This window comes from Andreprevotia sp. IGB-42 (assembly GCF_009848685.1).
In the GTDB taxonomy this organism is placed as follows: Bacteria; Pseudomonadota; Gammaproteobacteria; order Burkholderiales; family Chitinibacteraceae; genus Andreprevotia.
Map to the genome: position 1 here is coordinate 400,597 of NZ_WXTX01000003.1, position 24,508 is coordinate 425,104.

Genomic DNA, 24,508 nt, shown 5'->3' on the forward strand with positions numbered 1-24,508 from the left:
ATCCATCCCAGGAGCTCACCCATGTTGCGCACCAGTCGTACCCTGCTCTTTGCACTGCTGGCCAGCGGCTTTTTGCTGCAGCCCGTCATGGCGGCCACCGCGCCAGCCAAATCCACCACGCAATCCCCGACCAAAGGCCAGCCATGGCCGCGCAGCTACACGGTGGACAATACCAGCCTCACGCTGCACCAGCCGCAGCTCGATAGCTGGCAAGGCAATCAACTGAAAGGCCGCATCGCCGTGGCGATCAAGACCGGCGTGGTGCAAGGCAGTGATGGCAAATCGCACGACAAGCTGACCTATGGCGTGCTGTGGTTCTCCGCCCGTACCGATACGGACAAACAGGCGCGCAGCGTGACGCTGGACAACACCACCGTCGACAAGGTGAACTTCCCCACCGATACCGCCAACCAGGCGCGTTACCAGGCACTGCTGCAAAAGGTGGTGCCCGCGCAGAAGCTGGTGGTGAACCTGGATCATCTCGAATCTGCACTCGCCATCGACCAGAACGAGGCCAAAACCGCATCGGTCGCGGTGGAAAATACCGCGCCAACGGTGATTTTCTCGTTTGGCCCGGCCATGTTGCTGCCCGTCGACGGCAAGCCGGTACTCAAGCCCACAACAGTGGCCGGCGTGCAGCGCGTGATCAATACCCGCTCTGCGGTATTCGTGTTCGAGGGTGAATACTTCCTGCGCTTTGCTGGCCACTGGGCAGCCGCGCGCGATATCACCGGGCCATGGAACCGTACCAGCAGCGTGCCACAAGGCGTGGATCAGGCCGTGAAGCAGGCACAGGCCGCCAAACAGGTGGATGTGCTGGACCCGCCGCCGGAGGCACTGAAAACAGCCATTGCTGCCGGCCAGTTCCCGGTGATCTACACCAGCACCACGCCGACCGAGCTGGTGGTGGTGGATGGCGAACCGCAGTTTGCGCCGCTCAAGGGCACGCAGCTGAGCTACATCACCAATACCCCCGCGGATGTGTTCGTCGATGCCAGCGCGGATAACGCCTGGTACGTGCTGCTGTCTGGCCGCTGGTTTACCGCTACGTCATCCAGGGGGCCGTGGACGTATATCGCCGGCGACAAGCTGCCGGCAGACTTTGCCAAAATCCCCAGCAGCAGCGAAAAGAGCGCAGTGCTGGCATCCATCCCCGGCACGCCGGAAGCACGTGAATCGCTGATTGCCAACGCGATCCCGCAAACGGCCACCGTGAACCGCAACGAGGCCAAGGCCAATATCACCTACGATGGCCCGGCACAGTTCAAACCGCTGCCCGGTACCACGCTCACCTATGCATGGAATACCGCATCGCCGGTGATCCAGGTAACGGAAAACGCCTTCTACGCGGTGCAGAACGGCATCTGGTTCACCGCCACCAGTGCCAATGGCCCATGGGTAGTGGCCACATCGGTACCGGCGGTGGTTTACACCATACCGGCCAGCTCACCGCTGCATTACATCACTTATGTCTATGTATACGGTTACAACGACCAGGTGGTGTACGTGGGCTACACGCCGGGCTACTACGGCACCGTGGCCAGCAATGGCGTGGTGGTATACGGCACCGGTTATACCTGCAACGCGTGGATAGGTGACGTGTGGTACGGCTGCCCGGCCACCTATGGCTATGGCGTGGCATTTGGCTGGGATCCGTATATCGGCTGGAGCTTCGGCTTTGCATTCGGCTGGGCATGGGCATCGTGGTACGGCCCGTGGTGGGGCCCGTGGGGCGGCTATACCCCGTGGTACTGGGGGGGTGGCGCAGCAGTGGCCAATGTGTATGGCCGCTGGGGCAATACCGTTGCTGCCGGCCGTGCCGCAGCATGGGCCAACCCGTGGACCGGCAACTACGGCGCCGCCGGCCGTGGCCGTTATTACAATGAGGCCACCGGTGGCCGTGGCTGGGGCTATGCCGGCCGCAACACCAATGCCTACACCGGCAACACCACCGCCGCAGCGGGCGGCGTGCGCTACAACCCGGAAACCGGCCGTGTGGTGGCCGGCCAAGGCGGTGCCGCAGGCAATATCTATACCGGCAACGGCGTTGCTGGCGGCAGCAAAACCACCGTCAACACCAATACTGGCCGCGTAACCAACAGCAAGGGTGGCGCAGTGAACACCAATAACGGCGCCACTGCTGCCGGCGGCTTCAACAGTGCCGGCAAGGGCGGCGATGTGAGCGGCGGCGGCTATGTACACTACGACAAGAACACCGGCGACATCAGCCACGGCGGCGTGGTGAACAATGGCGATCATGTGTATGCCGGCAAGGACGGCAATGTGTACCGCTACGACAAGGGCCAGGGCTGGCAGCAAGTGACGCCGGATGGCTCGTTCAAGAAAGCGGCACCGCCGGCAGATGCCGGCATCAACACCGACCGGCTGGCCCGCGACCGTGGATCAGAGCGCAGCTTTGCGCATGACAACACCTTCAACAACCCGCGCCCACCGGTACGCCCGCAACCGGCCCCTACCCGCAGCTTTGACCGCAGCAATTTCTCTTCCGGTTTCAGCGGCAAGGTGGGTGGCTTCCGGCCGCACTTTGGCGGCTTCCGCCGTTAACTGCAGCAACGCTGCCGGCCGGCTGGCCGGCAGCTTTTCATCCTGGATCTCCACCTTGGCAATGACGCGAATACTGGCAGTTTGTGGCAGCCTGCGTGCCGGTTCATTCAATAACGGTGTGCTGATCGCTGCACAAGCGGTTTTGCCGCCCGCTACCACGCTGATGCGCTACAACGCGCTGGCCGAAGTGCCTGCATTCAACCCCGATCAGGATACGGAAGAGGTGCCAGCGGCGGTCGCCCACTGGCGCACGGCATTGGCTGCGGCGGACGCCATCCTGATTGCATCGCCCGAGTATGCGTTTGGCGTACCTGGTGCATTGAAGAACGCGCTAGACTGGGTGGTCTCTTCAGGTGAATTCGTGGACAAACCCACTGCAGTGATCACCGCATCATCATCCGGTGCGGGTGGCGACAAGGCCAGTGCTGCGCTGGTGCAAACACTGCGGGTGATGAGTGCCAGCGTCAGCGATGATGCTATCTTGCTGATTCCGCAAGTGGCAATCCATTTTGGCCTGGATGGGGAAATCAAACACACGGACAGCGCCGCATCACTTGGCGCCGTGCTGGCCACCCTCTGCAATGCTGTTCATGACCGCGAAAAGGACACCGTATGAAAACCGCGCTACTGACCCTGACCACACTGCTGTTGTTGGCAGGCTGCGGGCAGAAAAAAGATGAGCCCGCGGCCAAGATTGCCGAGCCACAACGCCAGGCACTGGAAAAAGCCAAAGGTGTTGAGCAGACGATGCAGAAGCAGGACGAAGCCCAACAAAAGCAACTGGACGATGCAACGGGCAAGTAATAACCACGGCCCGCGCTGCCCGAAGCCGGCCCATGGGCCGGCTTTTTGTTGCCTGTCCGTTGTCTATTACAAACAAAGAAAGTAATTAAAAACAAAGTGGTATTACATTTTCTCGGGAATTGGTTCTGGTCAGGCCAAAAAAATCCCTGCTGTTTTGCCAAGGTCAGCGCAACGCTTACAAGTAAAAAGCCACCGCTCAGCAGAAAAAATCACGTATTCCCTCGTTTCGTGGGCACATTGCTTACTAAATATTAGAAAAGCATGCTCTACTGAAACATGTATGCAGCAATTGCATGCACCAGTCAGGAAAAGTGAAATGGAGCGTTTTGTTTCTAGCCGCTTGCATGCGGGTTATACCATTCCCTACAACCTGTACGACGAAGGCGGCACACTGCTGTTGCGTGAAGGTTTTACGCTGGAAGCAGGCAGCCTGCTGGAAAAGCTGCAGGAAAAATCACTGTTCTACAAACTGCCCAGCGTGCAGGCCGGTGGCAACGCCGATCTGCACCCGGTCATGCGTGATCCGTTCGGCTTTTACAGCAACGTGGTGCGCGAGCTGGATCTGCTGCTCTCCAACCGGCCCAATGGCGAATTTGCCAATCAGCTGGGCGGCATCCACACCGATCTGCAACTGCTGTGGAAATTCAAGCCCGATGCCGCGCTGGCTGCCCTGCTGCACCAGCGTGATGCCGGCTGTTATGCCACGCAGCATGCCGTGCATTGTGCGGTGCTGGTGCTGTGCGCCAACAACCAGTTGGCACTGCCGGCAGCGCAGCTGAACCCGCTGCTGTCCGCCACGCTCACCATGAACATCAGCATGTATGCGCTGCAGAACCGGCTGTTCCAGCAATCGGGCCAGCTATCGAGCGATCAGCGCCGCCAGGTGGATGAGCACCCGCAACGCAGCGTGACACTGCTGCAAGATGCCGGCGTGGCAGATCAGGAATGGCTGCAGATCGTGGCACAACACCATGAAGAATGGGATGGCAGCGGCTACCCCTGTCACCTGGACAAAGCCGGTATCAATCCGCTGGCCCATTTGCTGCACGTGGCTGATGTGCTGGGCGCCAAACTGTGGCCACGCGGCTATCGCGAAGCGCTGCCGCCCAACAAGGCCCTGGCGCTGATCTTCCAAGGGAAGCAGCTGGATCAGCAGATCTCCGGCGCATTGATCAAGGGCCTGGGCGTTTACCCACCCGGCACCGTGGTGCGGCTGAAAAACGGCGATATCGGCCTGGTGGTAAGGCGCACCGACAAAGCCAATGCCCCGCGTGTACTCACGCTGTTCAACCAGCATCGCTCGCCGGTATGGCCGCCACAACCACGCAATACCGCCGATGAAAACTACGCAGTCAGCGAAGTGGTGTGCCCGAAAAAGCTCAACCTGCGCCTGCCCGCCCCGCCGCGCATCTGGGAATACGCATAAGCTAGATAGCGGCTGGACTGCTCCCCGTCGGGTATCTTGCCATGCAGAACCTGCCCGTTAATTAGGCAGCGGCCAACAAGCCATACAAAACAGCCACTTGGGTGGCTTATCCACAGTGTATCAACACCCCCATCCCTGCGATGTGGGGATAGTGCACAGCCGCTGCCCAAATAACAGGCAACCCCGGAATACCCTGTCCGTTCAAGCGCTTGAGTGACTTACCCACAGGGTATGCACACGCTCATCCCCGGCTTGTGTGTAAACGGTATGGATGGTTTGGAAAGGCAGGAGCATGCTGCTGGCTGGCCAAGTTGCAAAGCGCTCGAAGTCCCTCCACTGCGGACATTTCAGTTGTGACTCCAAACAGCCTTAGAATTGTGATTTACAGACTTTGCGACGGTCAAGTTGTCAAAAAACTGGTGCTGATCGAGCAAGCCTCTGCAGCAGGGAAATCCGATAGAGTTTGCAACTGCCGATCCCATACGTATCCTTGGCAATGTCTTGGTAGGTTAGCTATGCCCATGTTATTTTTTGGCCATTAATAAAATATGCAAATAAAATCCGATGACAATCTGGTAGAGCTTTCGCTACTTGAGAGAATACCGAAAGGACTTCCGAATGAAGGTAACGTTCACATCAGCGTGCGGGCAACCCTTGGTGAATTTTCAGCATTTCACAAATCTGTTTGGATTGAAGAAGAACCCTTGAACCGTTTCATCAGCGAATTGAGCATTCTTGCATCGACAAGAAGTGGATCAGCCATACTGGAATCATATAGCCCGGAAGATTTCAGGCTTGAATTTCGCAATCGGGATACTTTAGGGCATATCGTTATCGAGATTCAGCTTTGCCAATATCAATATAGTGGCCCAACATACTGGCCAATCAAATTATCAGGGGGCTTTGAAGCTGACCCTTCCAGCATCAAATGCATACTTGATGGTTTTATAAATTTACAGAAAAACAGCTAACAACCCAGAAAGCCATCCAGAAAATTTTGAATGATTGCATCATTTGCCATTTTTCGGGATTTTTTTTAAGAATTTCGCCTTTCTCGACATACAGAGAGAATCACCATGAAGATACCAGACCTCTTTGCCGACATTACTCCAGGACAAGGTGCCGCTGGCTACTTTCTTGGGCAGTCACTTAAATTTTTCCATGAGATTGTTTTAGATGCAGCACGTTGGGATAAATCTCTGTTGCAGCTCGCACAAGCGATTGATGGCACAGACGAGTGGCTAATGATTGAAGATGCTCAGCTTCGCTCGCCAGATTTTCAATACAACGGAGAATTTTCTGAGGTGTTATCAGGCCGGAAACTTTATTATGGCAGAGGGGCAGTAGTGCTACACTTCAATCAGGACGAGGTGCTGGACTGCATAGAAATCGGCGTGGGATACCGTGGGTCTCTCTATGGTTCGGTAAAAATAGGTGATGAGCTAAAGACCATACTGCAATTTTTTGACTTAGCATATGATGATGCAGAAGAAATGCACGTTCCCATCGAAGGAAAAGAAATGGGCCTCATTTCATTCTATGCAGAAGAGCAAAGTCTTGTAGACTCTCCAGATCAGAGAGTTAAGGCTATATTCATAACAAACTTCAAGCATGAAAACCAATCCACCGCGCCATAGCTACTTACTCACAAACTGATCTTTGTATGCACACAAAAGATTACACCGCAGAAACGATTTGCAAATGCATGGGGATGACATCTTTCGAGAGCGACGCCGCTTGCACCGCCCCGGCAGCAGCGATGCGCATTTTGTTGATGCCCTCCTTTCATCCCGAAATATGTATCACCTTCGCCGAAGGCCAAGTATCGGTTGTCAGCGCGCGAGCCATGGTTTGGCATCAGTTCAAACCCAAGCCGATGCTTACCGATCGTGCCCAAGGATCCATCTCCGCTGAGGTATTCTCGAAATTGCTTGCGTCAATGGTTCCAATCACAAACCCCGATGCTGTTTTCGGCATGATGATTGACGGGATGACGACAGAACTGCTGCAATTTCAGTCTGGCATCCCTGTAATAAGGGCGGGAAGAGATGGGCCGAATAAAGGTAATTTCTCTGCCTTTGTGAGACTCGCAATCACTTCCGCTTGGGAGTGCATTTCCAATCCATACTGTCGTAACGCTCTTGCTGAAGCAGCCTGCTATCTGGGCATGAAGTTACCACGTGAGCAGGAGCCGGAGCGAAAGCCAACTATTGAGATGATGGTGCTTGGGCCCGAGGAAATCAGGACGCAACTTCTGGATGCACTCCTGAGAAACCATAAATTTTAGTACTCCCTATAAAGGGCCTAATTTGGCATTGCCAGTCACACTCATCCAGCGCTTCGGTTCCATCGACTATCGTCTCCGCCTCAATCCCGCAACGCCTCCGCAATCAACCAATTCCTGAACGCCGCAAACCCCGCCTTCTCCAGCGCGGCCGGCGGAAAGATCAGGTAATACGACAGCCGTAGCGATACCTCCACCGGCAGCGGTTTCACCAGCCGGCCGGCGGCGATGTCGTATTCCACCAGCAGCCGTTGCCCCAAGGCCACGCCCTGCCCGTCTATGGCGGCCTGCAAGGTCATCGATGCGTCCGAGAAACCGGGGCCGCGGCTGGCGTCCACGTTGCTGGCGCCGGCTTCGTCCAGCCATTGCTGCCAGCCGGGATGGTGGGACAAGCGCTGCGCACCACGTTCGTGCAGTAGCGTGTGGCCGGCGAGGTCATTGGGGGTTTTCAGCGTAGCCTGCACGGCGGGACTACATACCGGGAAGAAGCCGGTGCTGGCAAACCGCTCCACGGTGAGGTCACGCGCATCCACCTGGCGGTCGTCGATCACCACATCGTATGCGTGGTGATCGCGTACCGGATCGGTGGAGACTTCCACGCGGATATCCGGGTGCTGGTTGAAGAAGCGGTACAGCCGTGGCACCAGCCATTTGGCACCGAAAGCAGGTGGCACCGCTGCGCGCAGCACGATGGTCTTGTCGTCCAGCAGCAGGTCTGTGGCTTGTTGTAGCGCACGAAATGCATCACGCACGCGCGGCAGGTAGTTCTCTCCGGCGCTGGTCAGCTGCAGCTGGTTGTTGCGCCGCTCGAACAGTTTCAGGCCGAGGAATTCCTCCAGCTGCTTGATCTGGTGGCTGACCGCAGCGGTGGTCACGCATAGCTCGCCCGCAGCGCGGGTAAAGCTGAGGTTGCGCGCGGCAACCTCGAACACGCGCAAACCGTTAAGTGGTGGTAAACGTCTGACCATGGCAACTCATTAAGTTTTTCTTAACGAAGCAACAAGAATTTGTAGTTTGCCACAAACAGTTACGAAACCAACAATGGTGCAAACCCTCACGGCGATGCACCAGAATGAACATCCTGACCATAGACACCGGCACCACCAATACCCGTGTGACCGTATGGCGCCACGAGGCCGCTGTGGCGCATGCCGCTCGCCAGGTAGGGGTGCGCGATACGGCAATCACCGGCAATGCCACCACGCTGCAGGCAGGCGTGCGCGCCACCATCGAGGCAGCGCTGGATAAGGCGCATCTGGGCATGGATGCGGTTGATCTGGTGCTGGCCTCCGGCATGATCACCTCCAATGTGGGGCTGCATGAAATCCCCCACCTGCTGGCACCAGTAAGCCGCCGCGAGCTGGGCGCAGGCATGCAGCAGGCGCTGATCCCCGAGGTGTGCAACAAGCCGATCTGGTTTGTGCCCGGCGTGCGCAACCCGGTAGAGAACATCGGGCTGCACAACTGCGAGGCGATGGACATGATGCGCGGCGAAGAGGTGGAAACCATTGCGCTGATCGAGCGCCTGGCCATTACCGAGCCGGCCGTGGTCATCCTGCCCGGTTCGCACTCCAAGTTTGTGCATCTGGATGCCAGCCAGCACATCACCGGCTGCGTCACCACGCTGGCGGGCGAGCTGCTGCACGTGATCACCCACAACACCATCCTGGCCGGCTCGCTCGATAGCGATTTTGCCAGCGAGATCGATGAAGAAATGCTGCTGGCAGGCGCCCGCTCTGCCAGCCATATCGGGTTGGGGCGCGCGTGCTTTACCGTGCGCACGCTGGATCAGTTCACCATTTACGAGCGCAATGCGCGCGCCAACTTCCTCCTGGGCGCCGTGCTCGGTGCGGACCTGCTGACGTTGAAAAACAGCAGCGCCATCCGCATGAGCCCCGGCACCCAGTTCATCGTCACCGGCAAACCCATCTTGCGGGAAGCCCTTGGGCTGCTCGTGCGCGGTGACGATTTTTTCTCCGGCAAGGTCACGATCACCCGCGACGACCAGCAAGCCGATCTCGCCGGTTTCGGCGCGATCGCAGTGGCGCGCGAACGGGGCCTGTTGAGTACCACCGGCAAGCGATAACAAGATCGGCGGAAATCCGCCGCGTTTTTCGGGCTGCCTGCACGGATTGCCCGCTTTTCCGGCCCATGCCAACGCAAAGGGCCATCCATGGCATTTAGGAGAGTCGGATCATGAAGCAATTTCGCACACTACTGGGCACGGTCGGCCTGTCGCTGGCGCTGCTGGGTGGCGCTGCACATGCAGCGGATGAAGTGAAGATCGGTTTCCTGGTAAAGCAGGCTGAAGAGCCGTGGTTCCAGGATGAATGGAAGTTTGCCGAGCAGGCCGCCAGGGAGAAAGGCTTCAAGCTGGTGAAGATCGGCGTGCCCAGTGGCGACAAGGTACTGACCGCCATCGATAACCTGGCGGCGCAACATGCGCAAGGCTTCATCATCTGCGTGCCGGACGTGAAGCTGGGGCCGGCGGTGGTGGCCAAGGCCAAGCAGAGCAACCTGAAAGTGATGACGGTGGATGACCGTCTGGTAGACGGCAGCGGCAAGCCGATCGAGGCAGTGCCGCACATGGGGATCTCGGCCTACAAGATTGGCGAGCAGGTGGGCGCCGCACTGGCAGAAGAAGCCAAAAAGCGCGGCTGGAACCTGGCAGAAGTGGGCGCCATCCGCATCGCGTATGACCAGCTCCCCACTGCCAAGGAACGCACCGATGGCGCGATTGCCGCACTGACTGCAGCGGGCTTCCCCAAGGCCAACATCATCAACGCGCCGCAAGCCAAGACCGACACCGAAAACGCCTTCAACGCCGCCAATATCGCCATCACGCAGAACCCCAAGTTCAAGCATTGGCTGGCATTCGGCCTGAATGACGAAGCGGTGCTGGGTGCCGTGCGTGCAGCCGAAGGCCAGGGTGCCAAGGCAGACAACATGATCGGCGTGGGCATCGGTGGCAGCCAGTCGGCTCTCAACGAGTTTGCCAAGAACGAAAAGACCGGTTTCTTCGGCACCGTGCTGATCAGCCCCAAGCGCCATGGCTATGAAACCACCTTGAACATGTACGAGTGGATCAAGAACGGCAAGGCGCCGGAAAAATTGATCCTCACCTCGGGCAAGCTGATGACGCGTGACAACGCTGCCGCAGTGAAAAAGGAAATGGGCCTGTAAAGCCATCCCGGTTGCGGGTGCCGGCAGCAAAACCGGCACCCGCCCCCTGCCCCGCGGCGACCTGTGGGCAACAAAAGCAGAGCACAACAGAGTTGGCGTGACGTGTGGAGTGATGTGTGAGCGATCTCGAATTCAAGGCCATCGGCAAGGTTTTCCCCGGCGTGCGTGCGCTGTCCGACATCAGCTTCCGGGTGGAAGCCGGCCGCGTGCATGGCCTGCTGGGCGAAAACGGCGCGGGCAAATCCACGCTGATGAAAATCCTTGGCGGTGAATACGTACCGGACGAAGGCGAGCTGATCGTGGGTGGCCAGGTGCGCCGCTTCCAGCGCAGCCGCGATGCCATCGATGCCGGCATTGCCATCATCCACCAGGAGCTGCAATACGTGCCGGAGCTGACGGTGATGGAAAACCTGCTGCTGGGCCGCCTGCCCAGCCGCTTCGGCTTTGTGCAGAAGCGCGGCGCCATTGCCTGGACGCGTGAACAGCTGCAGAAAATCGGCGTGGAGATCGACCCGCTGGCGCGGCTGCGAGACCTGTCCATCGGCCAGCGGCAGATGGTGGAAATCTGCAAGGCTATCCTGCGCGATGCCAAAGTGATTGCGCTGGACGAACCCACCAGCTCGCTCTCGCATCGCGAGACGGAAATCCTGTTCCGGCTGGTGCGCGAGCTGCGCAGCCAGGGCAAGGTGATGATCTATATCTCGCACCGGCTGGAAGAAATCTTTGCGCTGTGCGATAGCGCCACCATCTTCCGCGATGGCCGCAAGGTGGCCGATTACCCCAGCCTGGCGGGCGTAACGCGGGATGAACTGGTCAACCGCATGGTGGGGCGTGAAATCAGCGATATCTTCGGCTACCGGGCGCGCGCGCTGGGCGAAACCCGGCTGGCCGTGCGCGGCATGCATGGCCCCAAGCTGGCCCCACCGGCAGACTTCAGCGTGCGCCGCGGCGAGATCGTCGGCTTTTTCGGCCTGGTGGGCGCCGGCCGCAGCGAGCTGATGCAACTGGTGTACGGTGCCGACAAGCGCGACAGCGGCGAGGTGCTGATCGACGGTGCCCCGCTGCCCGGCCGCCATATCCGCAATGCCATTGCCGCCGGCCTGGTGTTCTGCCCGGAAGACCGCAAGGAGCACGGCATCATCGGCTGCCGCTCGGTGGCGGAGAACATCAATATCAGTTGCCGCCGCCATTCGCGCCGCGCGCACTTCTTCGTGAACGACGGCGCGGAGGCCGAGATAGCCGATGGCTACATCAAGCTGCTGCGCATCAAGACCCCCAACCGCCAGCAGCCCATCCGCCTGCTGTCCGGCGGCAACCAGCAGAAGGTGATCCTGTCGCGCTGGCTGGCCGAGCAGGACCTGCGGGTGCTGATCATCGACGAGCCCACGCGCGGTATCGACGTGGGCGCCAAGAACGAAATCTATGCGGTGCTGTACGAGCTGGCCGCCAAGGGCGTCGCCATCGTGATGGTATCGAGCGAGCTGCCCGAGGTACTGGGTGTGGCCGACCGCATCGTGGTGATGTGCCAGGGGCGCATTACCGGCGAGCTGGCCCGCGCAGATGCCAGCGAACAGAAAATCCTCTCGCTGGCCTTGCCGGTGAGTGATAGCCCGCAGCGCCTTGCTGCCTAGGAACAGATCATGAACACAGCAAGCCAAACCGCCCCGGCCATCGGAGGCCACGCCATGGACAAACGCAAACTGCTCCGCCACCTGGATGACTACAGCCTGATCCTGATCTTCATTGCGCTGTTCGCGGTACTGAGCTTTACCGTCGAGTATTTCTTCTCGTGGCAGAACATGATCGGCCTGGCACTCTCGGTATCGCAGATCGGCATGGTGGCCTGCACCATGATGTTCTGCCTGGCATCGCGTGATTTCGATCTGTCCATCGGCTCCACCGTGGCGTTTGCCGGCGTGTTGTGTGCGATGGTCATCAACCAGACCGGCAGCATCGTGGTCGGCATTGCCGCCAGCCTGCTGGCGGGCGGCGTGATCGGCTTCATCAATGGCGCGGTGATCGCCAAGCTGCGCATCAACGCGCTGATCACCACGCTGGCCACCATGGAAATGGTGCGTGGGCTGGCGTTCATCGCCTCCAATGGCCAGGCAGTGGGCGTATCGGACGAAGCCTTCTTCAACCTGGGCAACACCATCATTTTCGGCATTCCCAGCCCGGTGTGGATCACCATCCTGTGCTTCGTGGTGTTCGGCGTGATGCTCAACAAGACCGTATACGGCCGCAATACGCTGGCCGTCGGGGGTAACCCGGATGCATCGCGGCTGGCCGGTGTGAACGTGGATGCAACGCGTATCTATATCTTCCTGATCCAGGGCGTGATTGCCGCGCTGGCGGGCGTGATCCTGGCATCGCGCATTACCAGCGGCCAACCCAATGCCGCGCAGGGCTTCGAGCTGAACGTGATTTCTGCCTGCGTGCTGGGGGGCGTATCGCTGATGGGTGGCCGCGCCAGCATGAGCGGCGTGATCGTGGGCGTGCTGATCATGGGTACCGTGCAGAACGCGATGAACCTGATGAATATCGATGCGTTCTACCAGTACCTGGTGCGCGGCGGCATCCTGCTGCTGGCGGTGCTGATCGACCAACTGAAAAACCGCGGCCAGGCCGATTGAGGAAGCGCAGCATGAGCGAATTCGCCCACTACCCCAGTCTTGTCGGCAAGAGTGTGTTCATCAGCGGCGGCACCACCGGCATCGGCGCCAGTTTTGTTGCCGCTTTTGCCCGCCAGGGCGCCAGAGTGGCCTTTATCGGCCGCAACCGCGAAGCGGCGGAAGCATTGATTGCCAACTTGCCGCCAGTGCCGCAGCGCCCGCTGTTCATCCAGTGCGATGTAACCGATACGGCTGCGCTGCAAGCTGCCATCGCCAGCGCGCGCATGGCAAACGGCCCGATCAGCGTACTTGTGAATAATGCCGCCAACGACGAGCGCCATAAAACGCCCGACGTGACCGAGCAATTCTGGGATGCCGCCATCGCCATCAATCTGCGTCACCAGTTCTTTGCCGCGCAGGCGGTGGTGGCCGATATGCAGGCGCAAGGCGGCGGCAGCATCATCAATCTGAGTTCCACCAGCTGGAAATTGAAGGTGCCCGATTACCCGGCGTATGCCACCTGCAAAGCCGCCATCAATGGCCTCACACGCAGCCTGGCGCGGGAGTTCGGGCCACATCGCATCCGTGTGAATACGCTCACCCCCGGCTGGGTGATGACGGAAAAACAGCTGCGGCTGTGGGTAGATGCCGCTGGCGAGGCCGAGATCGACCGCAGCCAGTGCCTGCCCGGCCGCCTGCAGCCGGAAGACCTGGCGCAGATGGCGCTGTTCCTGGCCGCCGATGACAGCCGCATGTGTACCGCACAGGAATTCGTGGTCGACGCGGGCTGGACCTGAGCCGCTACATACATCTGTAGATGCAAATGCAACCTGCCGGCCCTAATCTGAATGATCACCGGTCTTTCCGAGCTTCCGAATGCACAATGTACAGCCCATCTCTCCATCCCGCTTCAACCTGGGCGAGGGCATCCTGTGGGATGACCGCCTGCAGGTGGTGTGGTGGACCGATATCCATGCCGCCACGCTGTGGCAATACAGCCCGGCCACCCGGGCCGAGCGCAGCTGGCCGCTGCGCGAGCGGCTGGGCTGCTTTGCGCTGACGGCGACGGATGGCGTATTGCTGCTGGGACTGGAACGCGGGCTGGCCCGCTTCGATGCCGGCAGTGGCGAGCTGGCCCATCTGCAGGATGTAGAGCCGGAATACCCGAAAACCCGCATCAACGATGGCCGTTGCGACCGGGCCGGCAATTTCGTGTTCGGCACGCTGAACGAGGGCGGGCCGGAGCCGATCGGCGCGTTTTACCGGTATGGCGTGGACGGCAGCTTGCAGAAGCTGGCACTGCCTGGCTGCGCCATCGCCAACAGCATCTGCTTCAGCCCGGATGGCGGCACCCTGTATTTCACCGATTCACCCACCAAATGCATCATGGCTTGCGACTACGACGCAGCCAGCGGCAACACGGAACGCATCCGGCTGTTTGCCGATGCCACGCACCAGCGCAGCAACGCGCCAGACCCGGATGGCTCCATCGTCGATGCCGCCGGGCATTTGTGGAATGCCGAATGGGGTGGCAACCGCGTGGTGCGCTATACGCCAGCGGGCGAGATCGAGCGCGAAATCCGCCTGCCGGCATCGCAAGCCACCTGCCTGACGTTTGCGGGGGCCACGCTCGATACGCTCTACATCACCACCGCGCGCGCCGGCATGAGCGATACCGCACTGGCACAGGAGGCCACTGCCGGTGCGGTGTTCACCGCACAACCGGACGGCATTCACGGTTTGCCCGAGCCACGTTACGGCGGCAGCCTGCGCTGATCCCGCCGCCGCCCCACACCAACAGGAGCCCATCCATGAACACACTGATACTCGACAATGGCCTGCTCCACCTCGAATTGCTGCCGGAACTGGCGGGCGGCATTGCCCGGCTCGACTGGGTAGCCGGCGGCAAGGCGATACCGGTACTGCGCCCGCGCAGCAGCAGCGCCGATCCGCAGGAACCCAACACACTGGCGTGCTATGCAATGGTGCCGTGGTCCAACCGTATCGGCCACGGCCGTTTCGATTTTGGCGGCACCACGCACACGTTGCCGCCCACGCGCAGCGACGAGGCTTACCCGATACACGGCCACGGCGCCTTCAGCGCGTGGGAAACCCTGGCCAGCGATGCCAGCAGTGCAGAGCTGTATCTGCAGTACAGCGGCACGCCGTTCACTTTCGAGGCATGGCAACGCTACCAGCTGTCGGGCAACCGGCTGGCAGTGACGGTATCGGTGCGCAACCTGGGCCAGCGGCTGCCGTTCGGGCTGGGACTGCACCCGTTCTTCCCGCGCGATGATGCCACCCGGCTGACCGCACCGGCGCGCAGCCTGTGGCAGGCCGGGAGCGACAACCTGCCCACGCAGCTGAGCACGCCGGAAGGCGAATGGGACTTCAACCTGCAGCAGGCGCTGCCGGCCAGCACCATGATCAACCACGGTTACGCCGGCTGGAGCGGCCGGGCGGAAGTGCTCAACCGGGATGTACACACGCAGATCACTGCGGATGCCGGCCATTACGTGCTGTATACCCCGCCCGGGCAGGATTTCTTCTGCTTCGAGCCGGCCGATCACTCGATCAATGCACACAACTACGCCGGCAACCCGGCGGAAAGCGGGCTGACCATCCTGGAAACCGGCCAGACACTGTCGCGCCGCTTCCAGTTTACCGTGCACCCCAGCGACGAGGCGGCTGCATGAGCGGACGGCTGCATGGCAAGGTGGCATTGGTCACTGGCGCCGCGCAAGGCATAGGCGCAGCCATTGCCCGGCTGTTCGTGGCCGAGGGCGCCAAGGTGGCCATCAACGTGCGCAGCAACGATAACCGCGCGCAAGCGCTGCTGGCCGAGCTGGGGCCGGACAATGCACTGATCGTGGCGGCCGACGTGGCCGAGCGCGCAGCGGTGCAGCGCGCGCTAGACCACGCCGCAGACTATTTCGGTGGCCTGCACGTGCTGGTGAACAATGCCGGCATCAATGTATTCAACGACCCGCTGGCGCTGAGCGACGATGAATGGGAACGCTGCTTCGCGGTGGACCTGAAAGGCGCGTGGCACTGCTGCCAGGCGGCGCTGCCGCACATGCTGACGCAGGGTGCGGGCAGCATCATCAATATTGCTTCGGTGCACGGGCACAAGATCATCCCCGGTGCCTTTCCCTACCCGGTGGCCAAGCACGGCCTGATCGGGCTGACGCGGGCACTGGGCATACAGTATGCGGCGCAGGGCGTGCGGGTGAATTCGATCTCGCCCGGCCTGATCATGACGCCGATTGCCGAAGCCTATTTCAACAGCTGTACAGACCCCGCTGCCGAGCGCCAGCGCCAGGCCGAACTGCTGCCATGCAAGCGCATCGGCGAGCCGGAAGAAGTGGCGTATACCGCCGTATTCCTGGCCAGCGACGAAGCCCGTTTCATCAACGCGACCGACATCCTGATCGATGGTGGCCGCTCGCAGCTTTACCACGAGTGAATATCCATGCCCTGGCCTACCCGATTGCCATTGATTGCCATCCTGCGTGGCATTACCCCGGATGAAGTGCTCGATCATGTGGGGGTACTGATCGAAGAAGGCTTCGATGCCATCGAAGTACCGCTGAATTCGCCGGACTGGCAGCGCAGTATCGCGCTCACCGTGCAAACCTACGGCCTGAAAGCGCTGATCGGCGCTGGTACGGTGCTGGAGCCTGCCGAGGTGGAGCTGCTGGCCGCGCTGGGTAGCAAGCTGGTGGTCACCCCCAATACCAACGAGGAAGTCATCCGCAGCGCGGTGGCGTTGTCGCAAACCACCTGCATCGGCTGCATGACGCCCAGCGAGGTATTTACCGCCATCAAGGCCGGCGCGCAGGCGCTGAAGATCTTCCCGGGTGGCTTGCTGGGCCCGGCCTATATCAAGGCGCTGCTGGCGGTGATCCCCAAGCACGTCCCGGTATTCGTGGTCGGTGGCATCACGCCGGCCAACCTGCATGAATACCTGGCGGTGGGCTGCGCCGGGGCAGGCCTCGGCAGTGATCTCTACAAGCCCGGCCAGTTTCTGGAAACCACCCGCGAGCGGGCACAGGCCTTTGTTGCCGCCTACCGGCGCTATCAGGAACAGGTTCAATGAAGATCATCAAGCTCACCCCCTATCGCGTGCCACCGCGCTGGATGTTCCTGAAGGTGGAAACGGACGAAGGCGTGACCGGCTGGGGCGAACCGGTGCTGGAAGGCCATGCGCGCAGCGTGGAAGCCGCCGTGCACGAAATGGCCGATTACCTGATCGGGCAAGATCCGGCCCGCATCAACGACCTGTGGCAGGTGATGTACCGCGCCGGTTTCTACCGTGGCGGCGGCGTGCTGATGAGCGCGATTGCCGGCATCGACCAAGCGCTGTGGGATATCAAGGGCAAGGCACTGGGTGTGCCGGTGTACCAGTTGCTGGGCGGGCTGGTGCGTGACTGCATGAAAACCTATAGCTGGGTGGGCGGCGATCGGCCGGCCGATATCATCCGCGATATCCAGGCGCGCGTGGACCTGGGCTTTGACACCTTCAAGATGAATGGCTGCGAAGAGCTGGGCATCGTCGACAATAGCCGCGCCATCGATGCTGCGGTGGCCAAGGTAGCGGAAATCCGTGCGGCATTCGGCAACAGCATCGAGTTCGGGCTGGATTTCCACGGCCGCGTGGCAGCCCCCATGGCCAAGGTGCTGATCCGGGAGCTGGAGCCATACCGGCCGCTGTTCATCGAAGAGCCGGTGCTGGCCGAGCAGGCCGAATATTATCCGAAGCTGGCAGCAGCCACGCATATCCCGCTGGCGGCGGGCGAGCGCATGTACTCGCGCTTTGAATTCAAGCAGGTACTGCAGGCGGGCGGTATCAGCATCCTGCAGCCGGATCTGTCGCACGCCGGTGGCATCACCGAATGCGTGAAGATCGCCGCAATGGCCGAAGCGCACGACGTGGCGCTGGCCCCGCACTGCCCGTTGGGGCCGATTGCGCTGGCTGCCTGCCTGCATGTGGACTTCGTGAGCTGGAATGCCTTCATCCAGGAACAAAGCATGGGCATCCACTACAACAAGGGCGGCGAAGTGCTCGACTATGTACACAACAAGGCCGACTTCACGCCGGAAGGTGGCTACATCAAGCCGCTGCCCAAACCGGGGCTGGGTGTGGAAATCGACGAAGACCTGGTGATCGCGCGCAGCAAGCAGGCTACCGACTGGAAAAACCCGCTATGGCGGCATGCCGATGGTAGCGTGGCGGAGTGGTAAGCGCCGGCCACCACACCTGATCAGATTGTCGGCCTGGTAGCCGACTGATCAGGGTCAGCCAGATCAGGTGGATCAGACCCGGCCGCTTTCGGTCAGGCGATCCCAGGTTTGCAGTGCACTGGCCACTTGCCCCACGGATTTTGCCGTCATTTCATCCACGTTCACGCTGCATGGCTCTTGAGGCTGGATATTGCTGCCATGACCAGCCGCGTTCGCAGCGAGCAGCTCAGTGCGCCGCGCGGGCATGTGGATGATGTGCCTGGCTGGCGGCTGCATGGTATTGATCCGGTCCATGCGCTCGGGATCGGCACGGCGCTCGATGCCACCGAAAGCGGGAGCAATGCGCGTCTTGCCAACTGGCGTGGCAGGTACGGCTTCCGGGCCGTGCGGGGCTTGCTTGTCCATGGTGATCTCCGGTCGGTTCGGGCAATCCGCGTGAATACGGCATGCCGGGTGACGCTGAAGATTGCCGTCGCAACCGGGGTAGCGTCTGTGCGCTGCCGATCATAAGGCCATGTATCTGCAGGCAAAGCTATACCAGCGCTGCTGGCCGGCCCGCACCCGGATACCCGGCTGGCTACAGATGGCCTGTCAGCAACAACACCAGCAGGATGATCACGATCAGCCCCACGCCGCCACTGGGGCCGTAACCCCAGTTCCGGCTGTGCGGCCAGCTGGGTATCACGCCGATCAGCATCAACACCAGTACGATCAATAACAGGGTTCCCAAACTCATGAACGACTCCTTGGCTACTCGGTTGAACAGCGGCTGGCAATGCGCCGCCTGAATACCCATAGCCTATGCGCAAGCGGCACCGGCATCGGTGCGCTAGCGAACATCAGCATCCCGCTGCACGCCGGGTTATCGGCAATTGATGAGCGTGGTATGCAGGCGATCAGCGTATAACAGTGGTTTGATCACCTACCTTGCCTGCCTGCCGGCATGCGGTGGCTGATATGGAGTCCGCAGTGCCTGCCGCCCCACATGATCCCCGCCAGAATCATCTGCTGGCCGCCCTGCCGGAAGACGATTACCAGCGCCTGCTGCCACACCTGGAGCTGTTTCCCATGCCACTGGGCCATGTGCTGTCCGAATCGGGCGGGCTGATGCGCCATGTGTACTTTCCCACCTCGTGCATCGTGTCGCTGCTGTACGTGATGGAAAACGGCTCTGCCGGCCAGATGGCCGTGGTGGGGCATGAAGGCATCGTCGGGGTATCGCTGTTCATGGGGGGCGAAACCACCACCAGCAGCGCTGTGGTGCAAATCGCCGGCCATGCATACCGGCTGAAGGGCCAGTTGCTGAAAGACGAATTTTTCCGTGCCGGCCCCATGCAGCGGCGGCTGCTGTTCTACACGCAGGCGCTGCTCACGCAGATGGCACAGACTGCCGTATGCAACCGCCACCATGCGCTGGACCAGCAGTTGTGCCGGCTGCTGCTGCTCAGCCTTGATCGTTTGCCGTCCAACGAACTCATCATGACCCAGGAGTTGATCGCCAGCGTGCTGGGGGTACGCCGCGAAGGCGTGACCGAGGCCGCCGGCAACCTGCACCGCGCCGGCCTGATCCGTTATGCACGCGGCCACATCACCGTGCTGGACCGCCCGGGGCTGGAAGCGCGCTCCTGCGAGTGCTACGCGGTGGTCAAACGCGAGTTCGACCGCTTGCTGCCGGAATCCTGCCAGCACTGATTGCAAACCGAGCAATCGGCGCTGGCACGGCCATTTACATCAGTAAATCACGCATGTCGTCTGCATGTTCTTCCTCGGTCGCCATGATGCCAACCAGCATATGCGTGGTGGTCGGGTCCATGCTGCCGATGTTTTCTATCATTTGCCGGTAGGCCTCGATGGCGATCCGTTCCGCAACCAGATTGGCCCTGATCATCGCTTGGATGTTGTCCGAATCGTCATATTCGGCATGGCTGCGTGTGCTGAGCGTAGCCGGGTTGAAGTCAGGCTTGCCATTGAGCTGAACGATGCGCTGCGCCAGCATATCGGCGTGTGCCTGTTCCTCTTTGGCATGCTGCAGGAACTCGGCTTTCACCGGCCCGTTCTGCAGGCCACTCACCGTGTAATAGTGGCGCTTGTAACGCATCACGCACACCAGCTCGGTGGCCAGTGCGCCATTGAGCATGGCGATGATGGCCTCGCGATCAGCGCGATAACCGACCGTTACTGCGCCATCGTCGATACGCCGGGCCGCATCGCGGATCGCCTGCGTATCCACGTCCGCGCGGATTGCCGTCATTTCATTGAGCATGCGTTTCTCCTGCCGGTGCTGCGTGAGGGAAGGTTGCAAAGCACAGCCTAGCGCTGCGCCATCTTGCCTTCCACATCCGACAGCACGATTTCCACGCGGCGATTCAGCTGGCGGTTTTGCGCGGTATCGTTGGCTGCCACCGGGCGTGATTCACCGTAGCCACGTGTACTGACGCGCGCACTGGCAATGCCCATGCCCACCAGTGCACTTTGCACCGTGGTTGCGCGTCGTTCGGACAATTCCTGGTTGTGTGCATCACTGCCGGTATTGTCGGTGAAGCCTTCGATCAGCACCTTGCGTTCCGGGTTCTGCGTCAGCACGTCCGCCAGCTTCTGCGCGGTACGCATGCCGTCTGCCGTCAGCCGTGATTGATCGGTACCGAACAGCACGTCGCCCAGCGTGATTACCATGCCGCGATCCGTCTTCTTGGCGGCAAGCTCGGCAAGCTGTGCTTCAAACCGCGCTGCGCGCGCATTGGCCAGCTGGATCTGGGTTTGCGCCTCTGCCGTTTCACCCTGCGCGGCCTTGGTGGCTGCATCGGCCTGCGCGGCGCTGAGCTTGGCCTTGTCGGCCTCCTGCGTGCGCTGATCCAGTCGCAGCTGATCACGCTCCTTGCCGGCGGTAGCGACATCGGCCTCGGCGGTTTTCTTCTTGCCGGCTTCCTGTGCCAGTGCCACCTTCTGCTTGGCTACATAGGCCAGCTTGTCGATGCTGGCAGCATCGTCACCCTTCTTTGCAACCACATCCGCCGCGGCCAGTGCATCACCAGCCTGCTTGAGTTCCAGCGGGGCATAGCGCACCACATCCGGATTATTCTGTGCCAGTTGGTAATCGCTGCGGGTCTGTTCAAGCAGGCTGGTGGTCTTAGGCACCGAGCTGCAGGCGGCCAGCAGTGCGGCAATGGTCAGCAATACTGGCGTGGTGTATCGATTACGTTTTGTCATGATGATGTTCCTGGAGGGTGGGCAGCACGCATCTGCAAAGGCAGGCAATGCGCCGGTTAGGGATGGATGGGCTGCTTATTGGGTGGCTTATTGGGTGGCTTCGCTGCTGCGCTTGAGTTCTTCACGCAGCACGTTCAGGTCGTCCTGCAAGGCGGTAGCGGCCAGCTTGGCCTTAGCCGAATCTGCCTTGCCCTGGGCCAGCTTTGCATCGGCCTCGGCTTCGTTGGCCAGCGTATTGGCCAGTTTGTAATCCTTGGCCGCCATGGCCTTGTTGGCCCGGTCTATCTTGTCGCGCGCCATGCCCATTTCCAGCGGTGCAAACTCGGCGCCGCCTGCGCTGGTGGCGTTATCCACCGCTGCGGCAGATACGGCCACCTTGCTGGTTGCCGGTGTTTTCATGCTGCTGCAACCGGCAGCCAATAACGCCATGCCGCCAAAAATGGCCGTAAGCGCCAGTGTGGATTTGTTTTTCATGTGATTCCCCGGGTAGTTGAACTGCACGCGACAAGTGCCGCCATGGCTGCTTTATGGGCGCCTTTGCAGATCGGCTCGGTACGTTGACGTACATAGGCGGGGGCAATTGTTCACACCCCGCAGCGCATCCCTGCGGCAGCGGCAGCAATTGCGTGTTGGTGCGTTAGCGCGCAGACCCCCACCCGGGTTTGCGTTCAGGCTGCATGGCATCGGCGCTGCAGATTCATCGCAAGCAGTCCCCCGCACGCGCCTGGCCCCTTGATCAAAAGGCTGTTTTGCAGCAATCCATGAATAATCCGGCGATGCTCCCACCACTGGCCCTACCCTTTGCAGTCAACGGCATGCTGGCGCGGCTGCCCGCTGCCGACAGGCACTACCTGCTTGCCAATGGCGAATACGTCGGGCTGGTGGGCGCCACGGTGCTGGCACATTGCAGCGAAGCCATCAGCGCCGTGTATTTCCCGCTCGATTGCGTGATTTCACTGACCGCAGCCGGCTCGGCCCGCAACAGCCTGGGCGTGGGCCTGGTGGGCAACGAGGGCATGCTGGGCAACGAGCTGATCCTCGGTGCGGACAGTGCGCTGCTGCATGCGCAGGTGCAGTGCCCGGGCACCGCACTGTGCGTGGCGCGTGCATTGTTTACCCAGCGCCTGGCGCAAAGCCCCCAGCTGCAACACGAACTCAAGCTGGCACTGCAGTTGCACATGCAGCAATTGGCCCAAGCTGCTGTCTGCGCACGTTTTCACTTGGTGGCAGGCCGCCTGGCACGCTGGTTGTTGCTCACGCATGACCGCATGCCCGGCAACGCATTCCATATCACGCACGAGTTTCTGGCCCGCATGCTGGGGGTGCGCCGCGTGGGCATCACCATGGCGGCCACCGAGCTGCAGCGACTTGGCGTGATCAGCTATCGCCGCGGCGACATCACCGTGCTCGACCGCGCGGGCCTCGAAGCCGCAGCGTGCAGCTGCCATGCAAGCCAGGGCCACTGAACGCTGCAAGGGCATCGCACCGTCTGGCGAACGGCGCAGGCAGTACGTCTGCCAGCGTACAGACGCTGTACACCAGCCACGCCATTGTCGAACCGGTGACACCTTGGCTGCCAGCGCACACCGGAATGAAAGGGGACCCCAAATGAATATCTACAAACAGTACCTGACACCCCATCCGAGCGATTGGGCTCCGAGGACAGCCGGTATTTATGGCGTGCCTGCCTCACCCGGCGTGGAACGCAGAAGCGGGCCCGCCCGCACCGCCTGTCCACAGCCGGAACCGCCAGCCGCAAATGCTTTGCCGTCGGCCAGCGGCACATCGTCCACCGCGCCTGCAGCAGCGACTTCCGCGCAACCAGCAACGGGGCCAGCTACTGCACAAACCCCTTCGTGTACGCACATCAAGCTGCAACAAGGCCCGGTCAGCATGCTGCAGTTGCCCGCCGGCCAGAACCTTGCGCATTGGCTGGCGGGCACCGCCCAGGATAACCCGGCACCCCTGCTCGATGCTGATGGCAAGCAGCTCTGGCACTATCGCCGGCACAGCCGGTTCAACTAATGGTCGGCCTGCATGCAGTTGCCGGCCGGCATTGCAAGGAGGCTGCTCATGACGATCACCCGGTTGGCCCACATCGTTCCCACCCTGCCGGCCCAGCTGCTGGCCAGCGGCGATGAATACATGTCGCCCGCACAACGGTTGTATTTCCGCACTCTGCTGTTTTCGGAGCGGGAAATGCTGCTCAATGCCGCACATGAAACCGCCGAAAATATCCAGACCTTCCAGGCCACGCCGGATCCGTCCGACCGTGCTTCGGTGGAAGAAGACCACGCGCTCGAGCTGCGCGTGCGCGACAGGGAACGCAAGCATCTGCACAGCATCGATGCCGCGCTGGCCCGGCTGCAGGATGGCAGCTACGGCTGGTGCCTGGAAACCGGCGAGCCCATCGGGCTGCCGCGCCTGACGGCCCGCCCTACCGCCACGCTGGCGCTGGAAGCGCAAGAGCGCCACGAAATGCGGCGCAAGGTAAGGGCGCGCCGCTAGCCAGCTGCGCGCCGCACGCTGCAAGCACACGGGGGGGTATCCCATGGAAACGCTGGTACAAACCAATCTGCGCTTGCGCAAACGGCTGATCAAACTGGCAGACATGCTGCGCATTGCCCGCCACAGCGCCGATCACGATGTGTTGACCGGGCTTGCCAACCGGCGTCTGCTTTACGATCGCCTGCAGCAGGCCATGGCACTGGCAGATCGCCAGCATCTGCAACTTGCCGTTTTGATGATGGACCTGGACGGATTCAAGACCATCAATGACCGGCTGGGCCACAACGCCGGTGACGTGTTGCTGCAGCAGGTCGCCGGGCGGCTGAGCAGTTGCCTGCGCATGACCGATACCGCATCCCGGCTGGGCGGCGATGAGTTTGTCGTGATGCTGCCGCAGATCAGCGGCCCGGAATCGGTATCCGCCGTGATCGCCAAACTGCGCCGCAGCCTTGCCGCGCCGTACCTGCTGGCACAGGAAACGGTGCTGGTGGGCACCAGCATCGGGGTCACGCTGTACAAGGGCCAGAGGCAGCGGCCGGCCCAGCTGCTGCAGCAGGCCGACCGCAACATGTACCGGGTGAAAATGCGCCGGCATGAACGGGCCAGTGCGCTGCGGACCAACAAAAACCGGCTGGCACGCGAGCGCAAACAGGCCAAGGCTGCAGCCTGATTGCG

Annotated in this window: 27 protein-coding genes; 21 read left to right on the plus strand and 6 right to left on the minus strand. The window is 61.0% G+C overall.

Translation table 11 applies throughout. The features are described from left to right. Positions 1 to 21 precede the first annotated feature (21 nt). From IGB42_RS06855 to IGB42_RS06885, 7 genes are all read left to right on the plus strand, one after another. The gene (locus IGB42_RS06855) at positions 22 to 2,565 is read left to right on the plus strand and encodes a hypothetical protein (RefSeq protein WP_159668926.1); all 2,544 of its coding nucleotides are present in this window, start codon (positions 22 to 24) and stop codon (positions 2,563 to 2,565) included. 61 nt (positions 2,566 to 2,626) lie between these two features. Further along, the gene (locus IGB42_RS06860) at positions 2,627 to 3,181 is read left to right on the plus strand and encodes an NADPH-dependent FMN reductase (RefSeq protein WP_159668929.1); all 555 of its coding nucleotides are present in this window, start codon (positions 2,627 to 2,629) and stop codon (positions 3,179 to 3,181) included. Beyond that, positions 3,178 to 3,369 (plus strand): hypothetical protein, encoded by a 192-nt coding sequence (locus IGB42_RS06865; protein WP_159668932.1) that lies wholly within the window; start codon positions 3,178 to 3,180, stop codon positions 3,367 to 3,369. Before IGB42_RS06860 ends, IGB42_RS06865 begins: the two co-directional genes overlap by 4 nt. A gap of 316 nt (positions 3,370 to 3,685) precedes the next feature. After that, positions 3,686 to 4,795: an HD-GYP domain-containing protein gene (locus IGB42_RS06870; RefSeq protein ID WP_159668935.1), complete on the plus strand. Its 1,110-nt coding sequence runs from the start codon at positions 3,686 to 3,688 to the stop codon at positions 4,793 to 4,795. Positions 4,796 to 5,343: 548 nt separating this feature from the next. Next, positions 5,344 to 5,766 (plus strand): hypothetical protein, encoded by a 423-nt coding sequence (locus IGB42_RS06875; protein ID WP_159668938.1) that lies wholly within the window; start codon positions 5,344 to 5,346, stop codon positions 5,764 to 5,766. A gap of 105 nt (positions 5,767 to 5,871) precedes the next feature. Then, positions 5,872 to 6,432 carry a hypothetical protein gene (locus IGB42_RS06880; protein ID WP_159668941.1) on the plus strand — a complete coding sequence of 187 codons (561 nt, stop codon included), beginning with the start codon at positions 5,872 to 5,874 and terminating at the stop codon, positions 6,430 to 6,432. A gap of 26 nt (positions 6,433 to 6,458) precedes the next feature. Next, complete coding sequence (locus tag IGB42_RS06885) at positions 6,459 to 7,082, plus strand: hypothetical protein (protein WP_159668944.1); 624 nt, start codon at positions 6,459 to 6,461, stop codon at positions 7,080 to 7,082. Between the two features lie 80 nt (positions 7,083 to 7,162). On the opposite strand, the gene gcvA is transcribed toward IGB42_RS06885, so the two are convergent. Next, complete coding sequence (gene gcvA, locus IGB42_RS06890; RefSeq protein WP_159668947.1) at positions 7,163 to 8,047, minus strand: transcriptional regulator GcvA; 885 nt, start codon at positions 8,045 to 8,047, stop codon at positions 7,163 to 7,165. Positions 8,048 to 8,151: 104 nt separating this feature from the next. On the opposite strand from gcvA, the gene IGB42_RS06895 reads away from it, so the two are divergent. The 10 genes from IGB42_RS06895 to dgoD all read left to right on the plus strand — a co-directional run bounded on the left by IGB42_RS06895 (position 8,152) and on the right by dgoD (position 18,118). After that, a complete protein-coding gene (locus tag IGB42_RS06895) occupies positions 8,152 to 9,165 on the plus strand; it encodes a 2-dehydro-3-deoxygalactonokinase (protein WP_159668950.1) in 1,014 nt (337 codons plus the stop codon). A gap of 110 nt (positions 9,166 to 9,275) precedes the next feature. After that, positions 9,276 to 10,262 (plus strand): arabinose ABC transporter substrate-binding protein, encoded by a 987-nt coding sequence (locus tag IGB42_RS06900; protein ID WP_159668953.1) that lies wholly within the window; start codon positions 9,276 to 9,278, stop codon positions 10,260 to 10,262. A 116-nt stretch (positions 10,263 to 10,378) separates the two neighbouring features. Then, positions 10,379 to 11,893, plus strand: coding sequence for an L-arabinose ABC transporter ATP-binding protein AraG (gene araG, locus IGB42_RS06905; protein WP_159668956.1), 1,515 nt, complete (start codon positions 10,379 to 10,381; stop codon positions 11,891 to 11,893). Between the two features lie 9 nt (positions 11,894 to 11,902). Beyond that, positions 11,903 to 12,895, plus strand: a complete 993-nt coding sequence (gene araH, locus IGB42_RS06910) for an L-arabinose ABC transporter permease AraH (protein WP_159668958.1) — start codon at positions 11,903 to 11,905, stop codon at positions 12,893 to 12,895. An 11-nt stretch (positions 12,896 to 12,906) separates the two neighbouring features. Then, positions 12,907 to 13,671, plus strand: coding sequence for an SDR family NAD(P)-dependent oxidoreductase (locus tag IGB42_RS06915; protein ID WP_159668961.1), 765 nt, complete (start codon positions 12,907 to 12,909; stop codon positions 13,669 to 13,671). A gap of 79 nt (positions 13,672 to 13,750) precedes the next feature. Continuing rightward, positions 13,751 to 14,650 (plus strand): SMP-30/gluconolactonase/LRE family protein, encoded by a 900-nt coding sequence (locus tag IGB42_RS06920; RefSeq protein ID WP_159668964.1) that lies wholly within the window; start codon positions 13,751 to 13,753, stop codon positions 14,648 to 14,650. A gap of 35 nt (positions 14,651 to 14,685) precedes the next feature. After that, positions 14,686 to 15,570 carry an aldose 1-epimerase gene (locus tag IGB42_RS06925; RefSeq protein ID WP_159668968.1) on the plus strand — a complete coding sequence of 295 codons (885 nt, stop codon included), beginning with the start codon at positions 14,686 to 14,688 and terminating at the stop codon, positions 15,568 to 15,570. Then, a complete protein-coding gene (locus tag IGB42_RS06930; protein WP_159668972.1) occupies positions 15,567 to 16,340 on the plus strand; it encodes an SDR family oxidoreductase in 774 nt (257 codons plus the stop codon). The genes IGB42_RS06925 and IGB42_RS06930 overlap by 4 nt, the downstream gene beginning before the upstream one ends. 6 nt (positions 16,341 to 16,346) lie before the next feature. Then, positions 16,347 to 16,973 (plus strand): 2-dehydro-3-deoxy-6-phosphogalactonate aldolase, encoded by a 627-nt coding sequence (locus IGB42_RS06935; protein WP_159668975.1) that lies wholly within the window; start codon positions 16,347 to 16,349, stop codon positions 16,971 to 16,973. Continuing rightward, complete coding sequence (dgoD, locus tag IGB42_RS06940; RefSeq protein ID WP_159668978.1) at positions 16,970 to 18,118, plus strand: galactonate dehydratase; 1,149 nt, start codon at positions 16,970 to 16,972, stop codon at positions 18,116 to 18,118. The genes IGB42_RS06935 and dgoD overlap by 4 nt, the downstream gene beginning before the upstream one ends. A gap of 72 nt (positions 18,119 to 18,190) precedes the next feature. Here the strand turns inward: dgoD and IGB42_RS06945 are convergent, their stop codons facing one another. Further along, the gene (locus IGB42_RS06945) at positions 18,191 to 18,523 is read right to left on the minus strand and encodes a hypothetical protein (RefSeq protein WP_159668981.1); all 333 of its coding nucleotides are present in this window, start codon (positions 18,521 to 18,523) and stop codon (positions 18,191 to 18,193) included. A gap of 172 nt (positions 18,524 to 18,695) precedes the next feature. Continuing rightward, positions 18,696 to 18,854, minus strand: coding sequence for a DUF3309 family protein (locus IGB42_RS06950; RefSeq protein ID WP_159668984.1), 159 nt, complete (start codon positions 18,852 to 18,854; stop codon positions 18,696 to 18,698). Positions 18,855 to 19,087: 233 nt separating this feature from the next. Here IGB42_RS06950 and IGB42_RS06955 point away from each other — a divergent pair, with 233 nt between their 5' ends. Next, a complete protein-coding gene (locus tag IGB42_RS06955; RefSeq protein ID WP_236822517.1) occupies positions 19,088 to 19,810 on the plus strand; it encodes a Crp/Fnr family transcriptional regulator in 723 nt (240 codons plus the stop codon). A 34-nt stretch (positions 19,811 to 19,844) separates the two neighbouring features. Here IGB42_RS06955 and IGB42_RS06960 read toward each other — a convergent pair whose 3' ends face one another. The 3 genes from IGB42_RS06960 to IGB42_RS06970 form a co-directional block, all read right to left on the minus strand. Further along, positions 19,845 to 20,381 (minus strand): bacterioferritin, encoded by a 537-nt coding sequence (locus IGB42_RS06960; protein ID WP_236822518.1) that lies wholly within the window; start codon positions 20,379 to 20,381, stop codon positions 19,845 to 19,847. A gap of 47 nt (positions 20,382 to 20,428) precedes the next feature. Beyond that, a complete protein-coding gene (locus tag IGB42_RS06965; RefSeq protein ID WP_159668990.1) occupies positions 20,429 to 21,325 on the minus strand; it encodes an OmpA family protein in 897 nt (298 codons plus the stop codon). 87 nt (positions 21,326 to 21,412) lie between these two features. After that, complete coding sequence (locus IGB42_RS06970) at positions 21,413 to 21,799, minus strand: DUF4398 domain-containing protein (RefSeq protein ID WP_159668993.1); 387 nt, start codon at positions 21,797 to 21,799, stop codon at positions 21,413 to 21,415. A gap of 287 nt (positions 21,800 to 22,086) precedes the next feature. Here IGB42_RS06970 and IGB42_RS06975 point away from each other — a divergent pair, with 287 nt between their 5' ends. The 3 genes from IGB42_RS06975 (at position 22,087) to IGB42_RS06985 (ending at position 24,503) form a co-directional block, all read left to right on the plus strand. Further along, entirely contained in the window at positions 22,087 to 22,791 is a 705-nt protein-coding gene (locus tag IGB42_RS06975) for a Crp/Fnr family transcriptional regulator (RefSeq protein WP_236822519.1), read from the plus strand. 607 nt (positions 22,792 to 23,398) lie between these two features. Beyond that, the gene (gene dksA / locus IGB42_RS06980) at positions 23,399 to 23,833 is read left to right on the plus strand and encodes an RNA polymerase-binding protein DksA (protein WP_159668996.1); all 435 of its coding nucleotides are present in this window, start codon (positions 23,399 to 23,401) and stop codon (positions 23,831 to 23,833) included. Positions 23,834 to 23,876: 43 nt separating this feature from the next. Then, positions 23,877 to 24,503 carry a GGDEF domain-containing protein gene (locus tag IGB42_RS06985; protein WP_159668999.1) on the plus strand — a complete coding sequence of 209 codons (627 nt, stop codon included), beginning with the start codon at positions 23,877 to 23,879 and terminating at the stop codon, positions 24,501 to 24,503. The last annotated feature ends 5 nt before the right edge of the window (positions 24,504 to 24,508 follow it).